This window comes from Pedobacter sp. (assembly GCF_965227205.1).
Lineage (GTDB): Bacteria > Bacteroidota > Bacteroidia > Sphingobacteriales > Sphingobacteriaceae > Pedobacter.
The window spans coordinates 1,079,016-1,098,535 of record NZ_OZ245727.1; the positions used below are offsets into that span (position 1 = coordinate 1,079,016).

General features: G+C 42.3%; 13 protein-coding genes. 11 read left to right on the plus strand and 2 right to left on the minus strand.

Annotated elements, in window-relative coordinates; genetic code table 11:
- The first annotated feature begins 7 nt into the window (after positions 1 to 7).
- The 11 genes from ACO05K_RS04630 (at position 8) to ACO05K_RS04680 (ending at position 15,661) form a co-directional block, all read left to right on the plus strand.
- Entirely contained in the window at positions 8 to 778 is a 771-nt protein-coding gene (locus ACO05K_RS04630; protein WP_421943288.1) for a RagB/SusD family nutrient uptake outer membrane protein, read from the plus strand.
- Between the two features lie 21 nt (positions 779 to 799).
- Complete coding sequence (locus ACO05K_RS04635; RefSeq protein WP_421943289.1) at positions 800 to 1,558, plus strand: family 43 glycosylhydrolase; 759 nt, start codon at positions 800 to 802, stop codon at positions 1,556 to 1,558.
- Between the two features lie 798 nt (positions 1,559 to 2,356).
- Entirely contained in the window at positions 2,357 to 3,412 is a 1,056-nt protein-coding gene (locus tag ACO05K_RS04640; RefSeq protein WP_421943290.1) for a LacI family DNA-binding transcriptional regulator, read from the plus strand.
- A gap of 282 nt (positions 3,413 to 3,694) precedes the next feature.
- A complete protein-coding gene (locus tag ACO05K_RS04645) occupies positions 3,695 to 6,931 on the plus strand; it encodes a SusC/RagA family TonB-linked outer membrane protein (protein WP_421943291.1) in 3,237 nt (1,078 codons plus the stop codon).
- A gap of 213 nt (positions 6,932 to 7,144) precedes the next feature.
- Positions 7,145 to 8,530, plus strand: a complete 1,386-nt coding sequence (locus ACO05K_RS04650; protein WP_421946278.1) for a SusD/RagB family nutrient-binding outer membrane lipoprotein — start codon at positions 7,145 to 7,147, stop codon at positions 8,528 to 8,530.
- Positions 8,531 to 8,677: 147 nt separating this feature from the next.
- Positions 8,678 to 9,676, plus strand: coding sequence for a glycosyl hydrolase family 18 protein (locus ACO05K_RS04655; RefSeq protein ID WP_421943292.1), 999 nt, complete (start codon positions 8,678 to 8,680; stop codon positions 9,674 to 9,676).
- Positions 9,677 to 9,688: 12 nt separating this feature from the next.
- Positions 9,689 to 10,729: a glycoside hydrolase family 5 protein gene (locus ACO05K_RS04660; protein WP_421943293.1), complete on the plus strand. Its 1,041-nt coding sequence runs from the start codon at positions 9,689 to 9,691 to the stop codon at positions 10,727 to 10,729.
- Between the two features lie 150 nt (positions 10,730 to 10,879).
- Positions 10,880 to 12,451, plus strand: coding sequence for a beta-N-acetylhexosaminidase (locus ACO05K_RS04665; protein ID WP_421943294.1), 1,572 nt, complete (start codon positions 10,880 to 10,882; stop codon positions 12,449 to 12,451).
- A 1-nt stretch (position 12,452) separates the two neighbouring features.
- Positions 12,453 to 13,781: a sugar MFS transporter gene (locus tag ACO05K_RS04670; protein WP_421943295.1), complete on the plus strand. Its 1,329-nt coding sequence runs from the start codon at positions 12,453 to 12,455 to the stop codon at positions 13,779 to 13,781.
- Between the two features lie 4 nt (positions 13,782 to 13,785).
- Complete coding sequence (gene nagA, locus ACO05K_RS04675) at positions 13,786 to 14,988, plus strand: N-acetylglucosamine-6-phosphate deacetylase (protein ID WP_421943296.1); 1,203 nt, start codon at positions 13,786 to 13,788, stop codon at positions 14,986 to 14,988.
- A 31-nt stretch (positions 14,989 to 15,019) separates the two neighbouring features.
- A complete protein-coding gene (locus tag ACO05K_RS04680; protein WP_421943297.1) occupies positions 15,020 to 15,661 on the plus strand; it encodes a carbohydrate-binding family 9-like protein in 642 nt (213 codons plus the stop codon).
- A 93-nt stretch (positions 15,662 to 15,754) separates the two neighbouring features.
- On the opposite strand, the gene ACO05K_RS04685 is transcribed toward ACO05K_RS04680, so the two are convergent.
- Together ACO05K_RS04685 and ACO05K_RS04690 are read right to left on the minus strand one after the other, a co-directional pair.
- Positions 15,755 to 18,277, minus strand: coding sequence for a family 20 glycosylhydrolase (locus ACO05K_RS04685; RefSeq protein WP_421943298.1), 2,523 nt, complete (start codon positions 18,275 to 18,277; stop codon positions 15,755 to 15,757).
- Positions 18,278 to 18,320: 43 nt separating this feature from the next.
- A complete protein-coding gene (locus tag ACO05K_RS04690) occupies positions 18,321 to 19,508 on the minus strand; it encodes an acyltransferase family protein (protein ID WP_421943299.1) in 1,188 nt (395 codons plus the stop codon).
- Between the last annotated feature and the right edge of the window lie 12 nt (positions 19,509 to 19,520).

Consider the following 19,520-nt stretch of genomic DNA (forward strand, 5'->3'; position numbering starts at 1 on the left):
TATTAATATGAAAAAAATTAACTTAATACTGCTGTTGGTTATATCACTGACAAGTATTTCCTGTAAAAAATATCTGGACGTGGTGCCCGCCGAATTCGCTACTGAAGAAGATGTATTTGCAAATATCAATCTAAGTGAACAAGCGCTTGCAAGACTCTACAACGCACTTCCAAATGATTTGGGTTCAGATATCTCCGCTTATACGGATGAAACTTACCACCAGTGGTTCGATAATTCAGGCGGTATAGATGCTTACAAATATAACTTGGGCAGCTGGAGCAATACTGATAACCCTATCGGAAACTGGGCAGGTAAGTATCAGGATATTAGAAGAGCCAATATATTCATTGCGAACATCGATGCGGTGCCGGTGCCACTTAACCGGGCGGATTATTATGGAATCTGGAAGCCAAGGTACAAGGCGGAAGCGAGATTTCTAAGGGCGCAGTTCTACTTTGAACTGTTCAAAAGATATGGGGCAGTTCCGTTAGTCACCGAAAAAACTGTTGTTGACCCTGCGAATATTGAAAATACGATGTTATTCCGAAATTCAGTAGATGAGGTGGTCTCTTTCATTGTTTCGGAATGCGATGCGATTGCAAATGAGCTGCCTTTAACCCATGAGAGTGCACAGATTGGTCGTATCACCAAGGGTGCAGCACTTGCCTTAAAATCAAGAACTCTACTCTATGCTGCAAGTCCTCTTTTCAATGGTAACGCACTTTATGCAGGAATTAGGAATTCCGACGCCATATTCGTCCAACTTATGGGCGCCTGAGCTTCACTATCTTTCAGGGAAATGGTACTTATATACTTTGCTGCCAATGATGGAGGGGGTGAGAGTCATCGTATGTACGTACTTGAGAATTCCAATTCCGATCCCATGACTGGTACCTGGACATTTAAAGGGAAGATCTCCGATCCCAGTGATCAATGGGCAATCGATGGGTCAATACTGACTATAGGAAATAATAACTATTTCGTCTGGTCAGGCTGGGAAAATGTTGCAACCAAGTTTAAGCAGTATCTTTACATTGCTCCAATGTCAAATCCATGGACCGTTAGTGGAGCGAGAGTAAAAATATCTTCGCCAACCAACAACTGGGAAAAATACGAGCCCAGTGGCTCCCTTGGCGCCGGAGTAAATGAAGGACCTATCATTTTGCAGAAAGATGCTGCATCTCCGATATTCATGATTTACTCCGCAAGTCGTTTCAGTAGTGATAATTATTGCCTTGCTCAGCTTCAGCTGATATCCGGAGCAGACCCACTGGTAGCTACCAACTGGATAAATAAGAAACAGGTATTTGTAAAAAGTGATGCCAATGCGGTTTATGGACCTGGCCACAACGGTTTTTTTACCAGCGGGTATACTGATGCCAATGGAATTTTGCTAACAGAAAATTGGTTGGTCTATCATGCCCGAAGCGTGGCAGCAACCTCTAATGGAACCCGGACACCAAGGATGCAAAAGCTCAATTGGAATGCTGACGGTTCTCCGGACTTTGGTGTGGCGTCTGCTTTTGCTTCCATAATTCCTGTGCCAATTGGGGAATAAAACGGCCCTCAGCCCCATCATTTGGGGCACTTTTACAAAATTAATTGCCATGCTGATTGTTTTTGAATATGTGTTGTGAATATGGGTAAGAGCTGCGATTAAATGTGAACAATTTCTGCCGGGAGCGAGGTAATGCAGCATAATGAAAAATAGTTTCTTCAAATAGGCCATTTCGATTTGAAGGGGACCATTTCAGATTGTTATTTGATCTAACCCAGCATTATAACATAGCCAATATAAGGGCTATATATCGTATGGTCAAAAATACGAAGTGAGCATAGTTTATTGTGACTGAAAAGATTGACTTGCGAAAAAATGAATTTGAATCTTTGCTCAAAAGTTTGCCAAAATAAAAATGAGACCATTTATAATGGGTTAATCACTGAAATTCTTGACGAATTATTAATGGTTCTATCAAATTGAGGCAATCAGTATTACTATTTTCGATCCTCATGTCATCTATTTACCTGATCACAGCTGGTATAATAAATTTGAAGCTTAGGTTTGGGCTTTTTAGAAAAGGTTTCTCGTTGTGGTGATAGTTCCTGAGAAAGAACTATCACCACAACGAGTTGGCTTAAAGAGGTGGAGCAAATAGATTTTATCTTAAATGATTTAAGAGATGTCTGCGTTAAGTATTTGCACATGATCTTAACGTTTTTGATGAAGATAATTTCTTTAACCACATTAAAGAAATCCAAGCACAGAAAGCTAAGCTAGTTTACATCCTTTCCGGATCTGCACTATTAATAAAGAAAAAGGGATACTATTCCTAATTATCTATACATTTGCTGAGGCATGAAAAATGAAAATACTTCAGGGATAAAAGAAATCGCACGACGGGCCAATGTGTCAATAGGTACAGTTGACCGGGTAATCAATAACCGCGTCGGCGTATCTAAAAAAACGAAAGAAAAGATTCTGGAAATCATAGCCGAACTGGATTATCAGCCCAACATTATGGCCAGGATGCTGGCCTCGAAGAGAGTGATTAGGATAGCAGCCCTCATTCCAGCAGTTTCCAGTGAAACCGGCTACTGGAATGCGCCATTGAAAGGGATTAATGTTGCGGCTGCAGAAATAAGGGACTTTGGTGTTTCTGTTTCCCATTATTTTTTTGACCAGAATTCTAAAGACACTTTCACAGAGCAGGCTGCTGCGGTGCTAGCTGAAGGTTATGATGGCATCTTACTTGCGCCGATGTTCGAAAATGAAGCCATAAATTTCCTTGCCAGGTGCCGTGAAAAAAAAATACCCTTCGTGCTGATCAATTCAGATCTTGAAAATGAATCAAGAGTGGCCTACATCGGGCCTGATTTGTTTCAAAGCGGTTACCTTGCAGCCCATTTGACAAAATACCTTATCAGGGAAGACCAAAAGGTTCTCATCGTAAATATCTCCAGGGAAATAGATCTGCATCACCATTTATTAAAGAAAGAAGAGGGGTTCAGGGCGTACCTCAGTGACCAAGGATCGAGTATTGCTGTTGAGAAAGTTGACATCCGGAAAACAGATTACGATTCACTACAGAAAATACTCAAATCTGCTCTGCTTACTAACCAACCTGATGTTGTGTTTGTTACCAATTCAAGAGTGTCTTCGGTTGCGCGCTTTTTGGAAGAACACCATATCAATGATATCAAACTTATTGGATATGATTTTCTGGAAGAAAATATCGGTTATTTAAAAAATGGAATCATTGATTTTCTAATTTGCCAGAAGCCTCAGGAGCAGGGATACAAGGGGCTAATGTCCATTTACCAATTTTTATTAGGCAATTCACCGGTCGATGATACCGAATACATGCCTATAGATATCATCACGAAAGAAAATTATATATACTATAAAAACTAGGCTAGCCCCATTTATGAAATTTTATTTGACAAAAAATTTGTTTATTAAAATTATATAGATATATTCGTGTACGTTAACGAAATAAGTTAAATATTTTTAATGTACGTCATTGAAGTAATCAGCTACTTCAATTTTTTTGACCTTTTTTCGTGTACGTTAACGGTGATGTCATTTTTGTTAAATTTATTCTAACCAGGTAAATTTTTCGACTTCAACAGTGACATTTCCACAAGCAAAGCAACAAACAAAACAATCAACCAACTTAAACAACAAACTATTAAAATGAAACAAAACTTACTAATGACCAAGGTTATTCCCGGTTTAGTTTCCCTCTTGTTATTTGTGTTCCTCCCGAAACTTATATTTGGGCAGACCGGCACATATAACGTAACTGGGATTATTTCCGATGAAAATAGCCAGAAAGTTCAAGGTGCGACGGTCACCAACAAAAAAACAAAACTAGCTGTCAGTTCAAACGTGGAGGGTGGCTATTCCATCAGGGCCAGCAATGGTGATACTATCCAGGTGAGCTCAATTGGCTCAATCACCTATTTCTTTATCGCGAGTGAAAACAGAAAGCGAAGAGATGTCATCTTGAAAGATGACGTGACGACGCTTAAAGCGGTAGAGGTGACTACAGCATTAGGCATAAAAAGAGGGGAAAGAGAATTGGGATATGCCGTTACACAGGTGAGTGGGGATGATATAAATAAGGCAAAAGAAACTAACGTAATGAATTCCCTTGCAGGCAAAGTGGCAGGGCTGGTAATAACCGGTACCGCAGGAGGCCCGGCAGGCTCTTCAAGAGTTGTATTGAGAGGCGCAACAAGTATTACTGGTAATAATCAGCCTTTATACGTTATCGATGGTATTCCAATGGATAACTCTAATTATGGCCAGGTCGGTAGCGACAGGTTTGGTGGGGGCGTGGATATGGGTGATGCCATTTCGGCAATCAATCCTGATGACATCGAAACCATCAGCGTGCTTAAAGGTCCTGCAGCAACGGCACTATACGGAAGTTTGGCTGGTAATGGCGTTATTCTGATTACCACTAAAAAAGGTACTTCTAACAGAGATTTAGGCATTGACTTCAATAGTACCAATACTATAGAAAACCAATTAACGCAATATGATGAGGTGCAGTCGATGTATGGGCAAGGCAGAAGTGGGCTGCTACCAGTAGACCAAGCCGCTGCATTCAACAGTTTATTCACCAGTTTCGGTCCAAGGTTGGACCCCAATATTAGTTTTGTGAATTTTGATGGTGTAACCAGGCCGTACGCCCTGGCGAAAGACAACATTCAGGGTTTTTTTCGAACAGGTTCATCTTTCAACAATACCCTAGCTTTATCCAGTTCGACTGAGAAATCGAGTTTCAGGTTCTCCGTAGCGGATTTAAGATATAAGGATATTGTGCCAACCAGTGACATAAGAAGAAACACTTTTACCCTCAGCGGCCGTACACGGTTCGGTGAAAAGTTATCGCTCGAGGTAAGGGCTAGCTATATGGATGAGAAGGTTAACAATAGGGCCGGACTTGGTGATTCGCCTTCAAATGTCGGCTGGGCATTCAATGGTTTGGCCAATAATATTGATGAGTCTTTGTTCAGGACCTATTACAAAACTTCTGCCGGCGATTACATCGATTGGGGTGGTGGCCAGTTTCGCATCAATCCTTATTGGGTAATTAACGAGATGTATAATAGAACCGATAAGGACAGGCTTACCGGCTCAGTAAACGCCACTTATCAGTTTACAAAGGACTTTAACCTGAATGTAAAAGCTGCAACAGATATTACGTATTTACAATATGAAAATTTTCGTCCTAGAACGACTCCTGGTGCATTGGCTGGACAACTTGACCAGACCAATCAACGTTACCTCACCAGTCAGGTAGAAGCAATTGCAAGTTATACCAAACAACTCGGGGATGATTTTAACATTGCAGCCCGGGTTGGTGCAAGTATAAATAATCGAAACCGCACCGGCACTAGTTCGTCGTTTTCAAATATGTTGCTTTTAGACGCCATCACGCCTGCCAGTTACCAGGATAAAGTGATTAACGAGATTACAGTTCCGCGTGTGCTAAATTCGGTTTATGGCCTGCTAACGATTGGATACAAAAAATGGTTATACTTGGATGCTACCGTCAGACGCGATGAATCTTCAACGCTACCGGAAAATAACAATACCTATACTTACCCTTCTTTATCGACCAGTTTTGTATTTACTGATGCTTTTAAGCTGAAGGATAATATTTTGTCATTCGGCAAGTTGAGGGCCTCGGTAGCCGAGGTCGGAAGCGATGCGGATCCGTTTTTACTCAACCTGTACTATGGGCTAAATCAGTTTCCTTTTAATGGGGTGTTGAATGGGCGAATCTCTTCGACAATCATCCCTAATTTTGAGTTAAAACCAACCAGAACCAGGTCATTTGAGGTGGGAACGAACCTGAAGTTTTTCAAAAATAAAATAAACCTGGATGCCACCTATTACGCTTCGAGGTCAAGGGACCAGATTAATACTGTACCGGCTGCGCAATCCTCAGGATTTACCCAGCAGTCTTTAAATGCTGGTTCGATATCAAACCGTGGTATCGAATTGTTGATCTCCGGGAGCCCACTGTCTAATAACAGTAAGATAAAGCTGGATCTGAGTGTCAACTTCGCCAGGAATATAAGTAAGATAGAATCCTTATCTGAGCGGGTAGGTAGTGATTTAACGTTATCTGAGGCGCGATGGGCAGGATTTCGGGTTGTGGCAAAACCCGGAGAGCAGTATGGAGCGATGATGGGTTTTGATTACCTGAGGGATCCTAACGGCAATCCAATTTTGTCTGCTGCCACCGCTCTGCCAATAATAGACCCCGTTCAAAAGGTGTTGGGCAAGAGTGTCTTCGATTGGACTGGTGGTATGATGAGCCGTATATCTTACAAAAATTTTAGTTTAAACGCGGCTTTTGATGTTAAGTACGGTGCAGATATGTTCTCGATGACTAATCTTTTCCTACATGTCAGGGGATTGGCCAATGCAACCTTAGAAGGCAGGGATGAATGGATTCAGTCGGAGCAGGAGCGTGTCGCTGCAGGCAGAACCTCAGCCCAGTGGTTGGCAGACGGCAGACAGCGGGGATTGGTTCCTGTGGGAGTAATTAATACCGGAACAACAGCTGCGCCAGTATATACAGCCAATACCAGGGGTATCGATCCCACACAATATTGGTCCACTTTTGGTACTGACGGAAATAATATTGCCTCCCCGTTTGTATATAAAGCAACCTATGTAAAAGTTAGAGAGCTTACTTTTACCTACACCCTGCAAGAAGCCTGGAGTAAGCAATTGGGATTAAAAGGGGTTTCTATAAGTTTTGTCGCAAGAAATCCTTTCATCATCTATAAAGATGTGCCAAATGTTGATCCGGACTCAAATTATAACAATAGCAACGGGCAGGGACTAGAATATGGCTCACTGCCTACCCGCAGAGGCTTCGGCTTTAATCTAAATGTTAAATTATAAGACTCATAAATTATGAAAAAGATTTTCAGATATACATTGTTGCTTCTGTTGGGTTTATGCTCAATGGGATGTGAAAAATTTGGAGACATCAACGTGGATCCAACGCGGTCGGCGGACCTGGATCCTGCAAGTCAGTTATTATATGCCCAGGTCTTCTTTTCCGGGGATCTAGGTATACAGGAGCGTACAAATTATTTTATGCTCATCCCGATGATGCAACAGTTTGCGGGGGCTTTCAACATGGCGGATAACGGCGCAATATACCGCAAAACGCTTTCTTTCATGACCAGGTCATTTGAATTCAGCTACCCGAATGATATCTTAAATATTGTGGATGCGGTAGAACGTACCAATGGTGTGGCAAGCAAATCTAATTTAAATGCGATGGCGCGTATTATGAAGGTGTATACATTTGCGCGCCTGACTGATTTGTATGGTGATATTCCCTATTCTCAGGCGGGGAAAGGATATACTGCGGGTATTTACAGGCCGAAGTATGATACGCAGCAAGCGATTTACAATGATTTTTTCAAGGAACTGGCAGAAGCATCAGCCCAACTTGACCCTGCAAAAGACCGGGTGCCAAATGAATACTTTTATAAAGGTAATATTCCAGCGTGGAAGAAATTCGCTAATTCACTGCGATTGCGACTGGCCATGCGTCTTTGTAAAAGGGATCCTGAAAAGGCAAAGGCAGAAATCCAGGCCGCTTATCTGGCAGGTGTATTTACAAGCAATGCAGATATCTGTAAAACTACACATGAAAATGTGGTAAATAATTACGCTCCTGAATTTAGAGCCAATGGTATTTCTGCTGCCTGGAACAGCAAAAATGAAATGGGCCGCGTGGTCAATACTTTCTATAATGCGTTAAACAATGACCCACGTCAAACTTATCTGATAAGATGTTACCGGGAATTTAACCCTGTAGCACCCACAAGATATCTGGAAAGAGAAGATATAACAGCCCAGATTAGGGCTAAGGGGCCTTTGGTTCCCGGACTTCCAGGGCGTACAAATTCTGAAGACCCTATTCCTGTAACTACAATCACACTTGCTAATGGAACTTCTTACACGACCAGAAGTATCGATATGAAGCCTCAGCTTAACCATAACCTGCTCAGAAATGATGCTCCCTTTTTGCACATAACATACTCAGAAGTGGAATTGTTGTTGGCAGATGCTACCCAACGTTTTGGACTCAATCTGGGTGGAACTGCCCAGGAACATTACCACAGAGGCGTGGAAGCTGCAATGCAGCACCTGAGCCTTTATCCATCTGGCCCTGTAGTGAGCGCTGCTGAAATTAGCACCTGGAGAACTGCAAATCCTTTGACGGCTGGACGGGAGTTGGAGCAAATCAATGTACAATTATACATTACCCTGCTGCTTAATGGCAATGAGACCTATGCCAACTGGCGAAGAAGTGGATTCCCGGCACTGGTTCCATCTCCCACAAGTGGCTCAACTTCGCAGACAATACCAAGAAGATTTGAATATCCATTGGTGGAGAAACAGCAAAATACTGAGAACGTAAACGCAGCCATAACCATCCTTGGAGGGGATGATTGGACCAAACGGGTATGGTGGGACTTGTAGGCGGGTATTAGCTTAGGTCATACTAATGGTATAAGTGGTTTAAAATATATACCCTCCGATAGACTAGACAGTGCCCAATCGGGCCTGTCAGGTAATCAGTCCGGATCGTTAGAAATCACCGCATTTAATTTTGATAAAAATATTAAAATGGACTTTGAAAAGAAAAAAAAATGGAGCTTGAAGTGGGGATTGATGATGCTACTGAGTACATTGGTCATAGTGCCCTCAAAGGCACAGTTCAAAGTAGTCGGCTATATCTGGTCCAGGTCAGATATGGTTAAAGATATTAAAAAGGTTGATCTGGAGAAGATTACCCACTTAAATATCGCATTTATTAATCCGGACACTTCAGGGAATTTTAAAGCTGTGCCCGGTTTGGACAGTGTAATTGAAATTGCCCACCGGAAGAATGTTAAAGTGCTGATGTCCTGTGGTGGGGGAAGTCGTCAGAGCTATTACGCTGAATTATTGACCAGAAAACATAGGAAAACACTCGTCAAAAACTTTATTGCTGTCCTGGATAAATATGATTTGGATGGTATTGATGTCGATTTGGAAGGCGAGGACATCGATGGAAATTATGAAGGCTTTGTAGCCGACCTCCGAAAGCCTTTGACTAAGAGAAATAAACTGCTCACTTCGGCCCTCGCCTGGTGGACCAGGGATCGGATTAGTGATCGTGCGCTTGCTCAATTCGACTTCATAAATATTATGGCTTATGATAAGACGGGGCCCTGGAAGCCTGATCTGGGTGGTCAACATGCTCCATACAGTTATGCCGAAGAACATTTAAACTATTGGCAGAAAGAAAGAGGCCTCAAAAAGGAGGCCATGAATATAGGGCTGCCTTTTTATGGATATGGATTTGGTGAGCTGCCGGTTAAAGATCGCTCATTCAGGCAAATTTCGTGGACGGATGTGGTGAAAAAGTATCCTGAACGGATGAATTTTGATGAAATTATTCTGCCTGATAATGGTGGAACAATATATTATAATGGTAGACAAACCATTGTGGACAAAACTCAGCTTGCGAGCAAATCGGCCGGAGGGGTAATGATTTGGCAACTGCTTTACGATACTCAAGATGAACACTCCTTGTTATCTCTTGTTGATAATACCCATAAAAATTTAGAAAATAAACCATAATTCGTTAAAAACATGAAGTATAAAATAGCATCTCTTTTGCTGATTGCGTTTTTCTCCTGTAAAGGGGCGCGGAATATTTCCTTAGATCCCCAAGTACCCAGCCAGAGCGGCGCTAAGCCGTTTGCGGTTAACGGGAGATTGAAAGTAGTGGGTACCAGTATCGTCAACAAGAGTGGTCATGCCATACAGCTACGTGGCATGAGTACCCATGGGCTGCAATATCGGGGAAATTGTTATAGTGATGAGTCCCTTGATTTATTAGTCAATGGCTGGGGAGCAGATATATTGCGCATTTCGATGTACATTCAGGAAGGAGGGTACGAAACCAAACCAGAATACTTCACTGCCTTTGTGGATGAGCTGGTTGAAAAATGTTTTCAAAGGGGGATATATGCACTTATTGACTGGCATATGTTGCATCCTGGTGATCCCAATGAGAATACTGTAATGGCCAAGACTTTTTTTGAACACGTATCAAAAAAGCATGCTAATAAAGGAAACGTACTTTATGAAATCTGTAACGAACCAAATAACGATAAACGGATTGTCAGCTGGTCTATTATCAAAAACTATGCAGATCAGTTGGTGCCGTTGATAAGAAAAAATGATCCGGAATCTATTATAATTGTTGGTACGCCGGAGTTTGCATCACGTCCTGATCAGGTGATAGGTAATACAATTGCCGCAAAGAATATCATGTATACCATGCATTTCTATGCCGCTGATAAAAATAAACCCAACCAGGATACCCGAATGGAGTTTGTTCAGACAGCCCTGAATAACGGCATTCCGGTTTTTGTAACAGAGTTCGGAACCCAGGATGGATGGGGAGATGGTGATAACGATTTTGTCGCTTCTGAGAAATGGTTGAAGTTTTTGGCAGAAAAGAAGGTATCATGGGTAAACTGGAACTTTTCAGATAGCCCACGCAGCGGAGCTTCCTGGAAAGAAGGTACTTGTCCAAACGGCCCCTGGACGGATGCCAATCTTAAGGAGTCAGGGAAATGGATAATAACTCAGTTGAGCAGCCCGGCAGATAGCTGGGGAAAATAAAGAAGTCAATCGGTTTTATATGACTGAAAATTAAGTTTGCATATGCAAATTGAGGCTTAAAAGGTAACTTGCTCTACCAGTATAACTTAAGAATTAGATGTAGGCAATATCTGGGCAGCATGCTGCATAATTTATCTTAAAAAAAAACGCGTGAAAAAATTAATAAAAATATTGGTCTATACCTTTCTGCTGGTCCTGTTTTGGAATTTTGATGGGAGTATTGCGCAGGCGCAAGCTGCTGCAGATGCGAAAGATTTCCCGGTAAGGGGTTTTCATCTGGATTTGAGGATACAGGTTATGAAAATGCCAGCTTTGAAAGCTTTCGCCCTACAATTGAGTAAAAATGGGATCAATACCCTTGTAATGGAATGGGAAGGTACTTATCCGTTTGAAAAGCATGTCGTAATATCCAATAAATATGCATACAGTAGAAATGAGGTAAAATCGTTTATTTCCTATTGCGATTCGCTGAAAATTGATGTCATTCCACTGCAGCAAAGTTTTGGGCATGTGGAGTACATACTAAAAAATTATCGATACCAAGAATTAAGAGAAGACCAGAAGGATTATTCCCAGGTTAACCCTATAAAGGAGGAGCTTTGTAAAAGTCTGTTTACTGACTTGTTTGAAGATCTAATCAGTACCCACCGGTCAAAATACATTCACATCGGTGGAGATGAAACTTACCTGTTAGGCAGGTCTGTTGAATCCAAACGTAAGGCTGATTCATTGGGAATGGGAAGATTGTATGGTGATTATATTAAAATGCTGTGCGAAACGGTAGTCAGTATGGGCAAAATCCCACTGGTCTGGGCAGATATTGCGCTCAAATATCCGGATGCACTGAAGTCACTGCCTAAAGAGACTATTTTTATTGACTGGAATTATGGTTGGGAACTTGACAGGTTTGGTGATCATGAAAAATTGATGAAAAGTGGCTTCCAGATCTGGGGTTCTCCTGCATTGAGAAGTGGTCCGGACAGTTATTTTTCTACAGATTGGAACAAACACCTGGATAATATCCGGGTTTTCATTCCTCAGGCAAGAACGCTGGGTTATAAGGGGATGATCATGACTTCCTGGTCTACTTCCGGAATTTACTCCCAGATATTTGAGACGCACAGCGACATCATGGATCTCCATGCGATTAGGAGGGTGTACCCGATCTCTGGATTTAACCTGCTCATAGATGCTTTTTTTAAGGGACTTTATAGTAAAAAGGGACTGGTTCCTTCAGATTTTGTAGTGGACTATGCCAAAAGGACTTATGGCTTATCGGATGCTGATGCCAAATCGTTTTGGAATGCGCTGAAACTCGCGCCATATGAAGTGAGGCAGGGGAAAGTAAGTAAAGAGGGATTTACGGTCGGCCAGCTTTGTGATAGTGCTTTGTTTTCTTTAAAAACCTTGAAGGAAATGAAAGTTGTCAAAGCACAAACAGAATATGCGCATTATATACTGATGGCAAACATCCGCTATAACTATCTGATATGCATCGAAGTTGAAAGTGAACTCAATAAACAGGGTTTTAATCGTAAACAGTCACCTGAGCTCCTTAAAAAGTTAAAAGCATTGAACACAGATGTTGTCGATGCAGATTTTGCAAAGCTTAATGCTCATCTTTTAGATGATAGAGAAATTGCAGAAGAAGCAAGATTACGGAATTTCAGATATGCAGACTTAATTTCCAGACTACAGAAAATGAATAATGCTCTCTTATAAAATGCTGAAAAACAATCCTACCGTTCAGGTGTCTTCGCTCAGTAAAACGGATACACTGATTTCAATCGCACTGATTGGATTACTGTTTTTTATTTTTGGCTTTGTTACCTGGATAAATGCCATACTGATACCATTCTTTAAAATAGCCTGCGAACTCAATTATCTGGAATCCTACCTGGTGGCTTTTGCGTTTTATATTGCTTATCTTTTTATGTCATTGCCTGCCGGGTACCTGCTTAAAAAATTTGGATTTAAAAAAGGAATGATGCTGGGCTTTTGGGTTATGGGCATCGGTGCACTGTTATTTGTTCCCGCAGGATTAACCAGAACCTACTGGGTATTCCTAACCGGGCTTTTCACCCTAGGTATTGGCTTGGCCATTCTGCAGACTGCTGCAAATCCCTACATTACTATACTGGGGCCAAAGGATCGGGCAGCCCAAAGATTTAGTGTTATGGGCATCTGCAATAAGATGGCCGGTATTTTAGCCCCCTTACTATTTTCTGCAGTTGTTTTAAGACCGGATGACAGTGCTCTATTCAGGCAAATTGAAACAATCAAGGGGGCGCAGAAATCGCTCATTCTTGATGAGCTTATCGAGCGCGTTGTAATGCCATATGCGATAGTAGCGCTAATACTGCTTTTTCTAGGCTTTTTTGTGCGTTTCTCGCCATTGCCTGAAATTGATACGGAAAGTGAATCCGAAGCATTGGCGGCCAGCAATTCGGACAAAAAAAGTATCCTGGACTTCCCCTATCTGGTACTTGGTGCAATTGCTATATTCTTTCACGTTGGTTCCCAGGTAATTGCTGTGGATAGCATTGTCAATTATGCTTCGGCTAATGGTATGGAATTTATGGCTGCTAAAAGTTTTCCATCTTATACGCTGTCCGCCACAATCATCGGATACATATTGGGCATCTCCTTTATTCCAAAACTTTTATCCCAGCTGGCGGCATTGAAAATATGTACCGTGCTTGGTCTGTGCCTGAGCTGCTGTATTTTATTGGTTTCAGGGAAGGTTCAATGGTTTGGCAAGGATGTCGATATTTCGGTTTGGTTTGTGGTGCTGCTTGGCTTTGCCAATTCTATGATATGGGCGGGTGTCTGGCCATTAGCCCTGGACAATTTAGGGAGATTTATCAAAACTGGTGCCTCGCTGCTCATTATGGCCCTTTGTGGGAATGCCATTATGCCATTATTATATGGTTACTGGGCTGACAATCATGGTCTTCGTGAAGCCTATTGGGTATTGATTCCATGCTATTTATACCTCATTTTTTATGCTTTTTATGGGCATGCATTAAAAAAATGGAGATTTCAAAAGTGACCCTATGAAATACATCAAAATATACAACGCGAATATTATTACCCCCGAAGGAATACTTAAAGGCGGAACATTAGTTATTGAAAATGATAAAATTGCCGAGGTATCAGCCGGAAATGTGGACGTTCCCTCCGCGTTTGAAATAAATGCGGGTGGTAAAATTATCTCACCCGGATTTATTGATCTGCACGTACATGGGGGGGGTGGACACGATTTTATGGATAATACAATTGATGCTTTCCTGAGCATAGCCAGTACCCATGCCCGCTACGGTACCACATCACTTATGCCCACCACGCTAAGTTGTGAAAAAACTGATCTGCTGGATACCATCAAAACCTATGAAGCCGCTGATCCCATCAACTCAACCGGAGCACAATTTGTTGGTCTGCATATAGAAGGTCCTTATTTCTCAATGAACCAGAAAGGGGCGCAGGATCCCAGGTATATCCGGAATCCTGATGCGGATGAATACAATGAAATTTTAGCAGCAACAGCTGTCATCAAAAGGTGGAGTGCGGCTCCCGAGCTCCCAGGATCACTTGCATTTGCAAGAAAGCTAAGTGCTAACAACATTCTTGCCTCCATTGCCCACACGGACGCCATTTATGAAGATGTACTGGTAGCCTTTGAGGAAGGATTTACCCACGCCACACACTTCTACTCCTGCATGTCGGGGGTATCCAGAAGAAATGCCTACCGCTATGCCGGCGTAATCGAGGCCGCCTACCTCTTGGATGATATGACCGTGGAAATTATCGCCGACGGAGTGCATTTGCCTCCTGCGCTATTAAAGCTAGTCTACAAGATCAAAGGCATGAAAAATACCGCGCTGATTACTGATGCAATGAGAGGAGCTGGCATGCCTGAAGGAAAAAGTATTTTAGGTAGTTTAACTACAGGGCTGGAGGTGATTATTGAGGATGGGGTTGCTAAACTTCCGGACCGCAGCGCTTTCGCGGGTAGCGTTGCGACCGCAGATCAACTCGTCAGAAATATGATGGAACTCGCTGAGGTACCGCTGGTTGATGCCGTTGAGATGATTACTAAAACCCCGGCCAGAATATTGAACATCAACAGCCGAAAAGGCGTCATCAAAAAAGGAATGGATGCCGATTTGGTCATCTTTGACCAAAAAATCAATATCGATACCACTATTGTCATGGGACAGATTGTCTTTAATGCAAATGAAGTGCAAGCTTTGTCTTGAAAACCCAAATATTAATTATTTTATAACGCCCTTGAAGAAGCTCGAAATCCCATACGTAGGCGCCCTTGCCATGGAAACTGCTGAACAAATGACTCAAACCCTGGAACGCTTTAACAGCTTTCCTATTAAATGTAATCCATGGCCTGAATATGTTAGTGATACGAAAGCCAGCTTCAGTATTGCTCATAATGCAGACCTGATTTTTTTGAAGTACCACGTCCAGGAAAAATATTTGATTGCCAACGAAGGGTATAACGGCAATATTCACAATGATAGCTGTGTAGAATTCTTTGTGGCTTTTGAGAGTGATCAGGGTTACTACAATCTGGAATTTAATTGCCTGGGCTTTTCGAAAATAGGCTATGGAACGGATCGTTCCGACCGGGTTTTATTACCGCTGGAAGATGTCAAGAAAATACGCTCGCATTCCAGGATCAGCTCAAACTGCACCGATGATAATGATGGCTTTGAATGGGAGATTTTATTAATCATTCCAAAGCACACATTTATTTATCACCAGATCACTTCTTTTGGTGAAATCAAAGCCAGGGGTAATTTCTATAAATGTGGAGACGGTTTGCCACAGCCGCATTTCCTAAGCTGGAACATGATTAGCTCGGCACATCCCGACTTTCACCAGACAGAAAGTTTTGGCGAGCTGGTATTTAAATAGGGATAAAGTTGAAAAAAAAGTAGTTTTCAAGGAAGAAATCTTGAGCACAGAAGATGATTTATTTAGAAAACAGCCTCTGTGCCCTTCACTGCACTAGGGGAACACCTTTACCGCAGATCCTCCGCGATTCTCCGAATTGAAAACCCTCAGGCGGATTGATTTGCTGTAATCTATTGGCACTGTGTATCGTTTGCTTTTTGCTGTTGGTATTGTTCCGTCTGTAGTATAGAGAATGCGGAGTCCGGGATATAAGACGTTAGCCTCCACTTTTCCTTTTCTAACTGCATAACCGGGAGCGGGTATCCGGTATTGAAAACCTCCGCCATAATGATCCAGTCGCGGCAGTTCTTTTGTTCCAAGCCGGTTGATGAAAACGGACCACGCTTTTTTATAAAGCTCGGCACTCTTCTCGCTGTTTTGCTCCTGCGCCCAAGCGGGATCCGCCGCCCAGCTTCTCTCGGCCAAACCCAGTATTTTCGGCAACAGCAAGTATTCCAGTTGTGCTGCCGTTGTGATTACTTCACTCCAGAGCGGCGCCTGCAGACCAATAATATTTTTTTTCCCCTGCTCGCTGAGCCGGATCTTTGCCTGATAATGATTTGCAGGCAAAGGTTTTCCACTTTCATCCTCGTTTTGGTTTTTATAATAATCCAAGGGGATAAAGCTGAAGGGTTTGTTCACATCCACATACCCTCCCCAATATTGTCCGGGCTCGTGATGGCTTTTGTTGTAGGCCAAATCCAGATACAAATTGGTTACGTTCGTTAGTACAACCTTGTAACCTGCATTCGCCAACTTATAGGCTAAATCCTCGTTTCCGCTCAAATTGTTCCAAACATCGGCATGGTAATTCTGTGCTACCCCTCGCTCATCAAGTTCCATTTTTGATCCCGCTTCATTTCTGATTTTTCGCAGCCCAATCTCCTCCCAACCGGAAAGATAAAGATTTCGGGATGCCAGCAATTGACTGACCTTTTGAAAGTAATAATACCAAAGTTCATCTATTGTTTTGATCTTTAAATCATCACTGATCATTTTTAGCGCAGCAGGTGATTTTTCCCATACGCCATTTGGCACCTCATCACCTCCAAAATGGATGGTGTTTAGCGGAGCCCCTGCATCTCTGTACATGCTAATGGTCTCATCAATGATTTTTTCCATGAATCGGTAGGTAGATGGCAATGCAGGATTGATCACATTGTCGTTAAAGCCCTGAACACTGCTATACACGGAGTTATCTTTCAGATCACGCAGCAGGTAAGCCTCAGCCGAATCAGTCTTTCCCGCCAGCATAAATTTCCGGTAACGCGCATCCATCGATTTTATGGCCGCCCTTGCATGACCCGGCGTCTCATATTCAGGGATCACACGGATGTGCCTAAGCGTGGCATATTTTAGTATCTCGACGAAATCCGCCCTGGAAAGGTAGCCGCTGCTATGGTTTACAGTCGGCCCGGAGCCGTAGGCGGGAATCATCCATTGCTCCTCGCCGACTGTATGGGCTCTTTTGGATCCAACTTCGGTTAGTTCAGGAAGATCTTTGATTTCAATGCGCCACCCTTCATCATCATTGAAATGCAGATGGAATACATTGATCTTATACAAAGATAACAGATCCAGAACTTTGATAATCTGCGATTTCGGCTGGAAATTCCTGGCAATATCCATCATAAACGCCCGGTGTCCAAAGCGTGGCGCATCCATGATTTTTAAGGCAGGAAGGTCAATGAATACCGTTTTCTCTTTCCAGAAGCTAGGCGAGAATATCATCCTTAAGGATTGAATTCCATAGAATATTCCTGCTCTATCCGAAGCAGAAATGGTGATTCCCGAACTTTCTACATCCAGCTCATAACCTTCTTTTGATTCCATTGCTATTTTTTTAAGCGAAATTGTGGGCAGATTAGTCTGAGCGGCGGTATGAGGTTGACTCGATAGCACCTCGCCAAGCGCTGTTTGAAGATAGTCTGCCTCTTTCGAAAAAAGCTGGTCAGCTGTAATCTTCACGGAAGCGGATAACCGAAAACTACCCTCTTTTTTAATGTAATTTAATGGTGAAGGAAATACTGGCGGTATTTCGTTTGGATTGATAAATTTGATGGACTGATTCTGCACAAAAGTCTCTCTGGACTGTTTTTTTTCTTGATCATCGAGGCTTGCTGGCAGGACTTTCAGACTTAGGTTTTGCGCGGCAGTCCGGTCATCGAATACCATATAAAATCCTTTACCATAATCTGTCCTGTTTTTAAGATGACGGCTCAATATCTTAATACTGATTTTCCTTGCCCCTGCAAGTCCCTTAAAATATTTTGTCGGCCTTAACCTGTAAAAATCGCCATTCACATGACTTAGTTCAATAGGGGATTTAATATCTTTTAATTCATGAGGATCAGGGCCGTTGAAGTATATCGCCCAGCCTGCCCTCTCCAGGCTACGCTTCCCAAGAAGAGAAAGGGTAAGTTCTGACAGCGTTTCGCCCTGGGAATTAAAATTATGTTGAAGGATTTTCCAGCTGATGGAGTAATCCTTGCTGAAAACGGCGCCCTCTTGCTGCGCTTGCAGCTGATGGAAAGCAGTTATCAAAGTAATAACAAACAGCAATAAATTAATTTTCATGTGTTTTTGAGGTTATCTGGTGGTCAATTCTTGGGATTTATTGCTAAACTCGGACGTAAATTTTCTTCCTGTCCATGACTAGTCCGATAAGCCACATTAAAAGCATAAAGCTGATCGCAAAGGCAAATGATGCATTTTTTTCACCCATCCAGCTCAGATACCCTGTTTGATACAAGGTCGAACGCAGAGACTTTTCTCCAATAGGAATCAGTGAAAGCACATCACTGATTATCCAAGACATGATGTAGATGAAAAGAGGGTTTTTACCAAACACGACAAAAAAGTAGCTCCATTTTTTAAAACGCCATACATCGATAATTAGAATCAGTATAGCCAGGACTACCAGATCCCAACCAACGGTCAGCAATACATATGAGCTGCTCCATATCGGTTTGTTGATCGGAAAGTCAATGTCCCAAAGGTTGGATACAATCAATAGACCCATTGCCAACAGAAATATGCGCAAGGTAGTATCTAATCCACTACCCATTTTCTTGATATAATAGCCCGTTAGGTATCCCGCAAGGACATTCACTATAGCAGGCAATGTGCTTAAAAGCCCCTCAGGCTCAAAAGGGATACCAAATCCTTGATAGAGATTTTTAGCATTGAATAATATCAGATCAAGTTTCCCGGACGCATTTCCTTCCAGGCTATAAGGGGATGCTGGATCTCCGAAATAATAGGAAATCCCCCAATATGCAAGCAACAATACAATCCCGGTCACGATGGACCAGAACACATTGGCGTAATATAAGATTAGGTTGGCAAAAAAATAACAAACCGCGATGCGTTGCAACACGCCCCATAATCTGACTTCAAATATATTGGTAAGCGCAAAGCTCCCATTTTCAATTTGGTAAAAAGGAAAATAATTGAGTAGAAAGCCAATGGCAAAAATCAGAAAGGTGCGTTTAACAATTTTTTTAAAAAATACCAGGGGACCATCCTTCGCCGCTTTGGGCAGGGTAAAACTAATGGCGTTCCCCACAACAAATAAAAAGGTTGGAAAAACAAGATCTGTTAGCGTAAATCCATGCCATTCCGAGTGGGCGAGGGGTGCGTAAATAGCACTCCAACTTCCCGGATTATTTACCGTAATCATTAAGGCTACAGTCAACCCCCTTAACACGTCCAGGGGTAAGTTTCTTTCATTGGTTAGTACTGTTTTGGTCATATATTTTTTGTTTTTTTTTATTGTTGTCAGCTGTTGATCAGCTTGTTGCCTCATTGGTATTCCTTG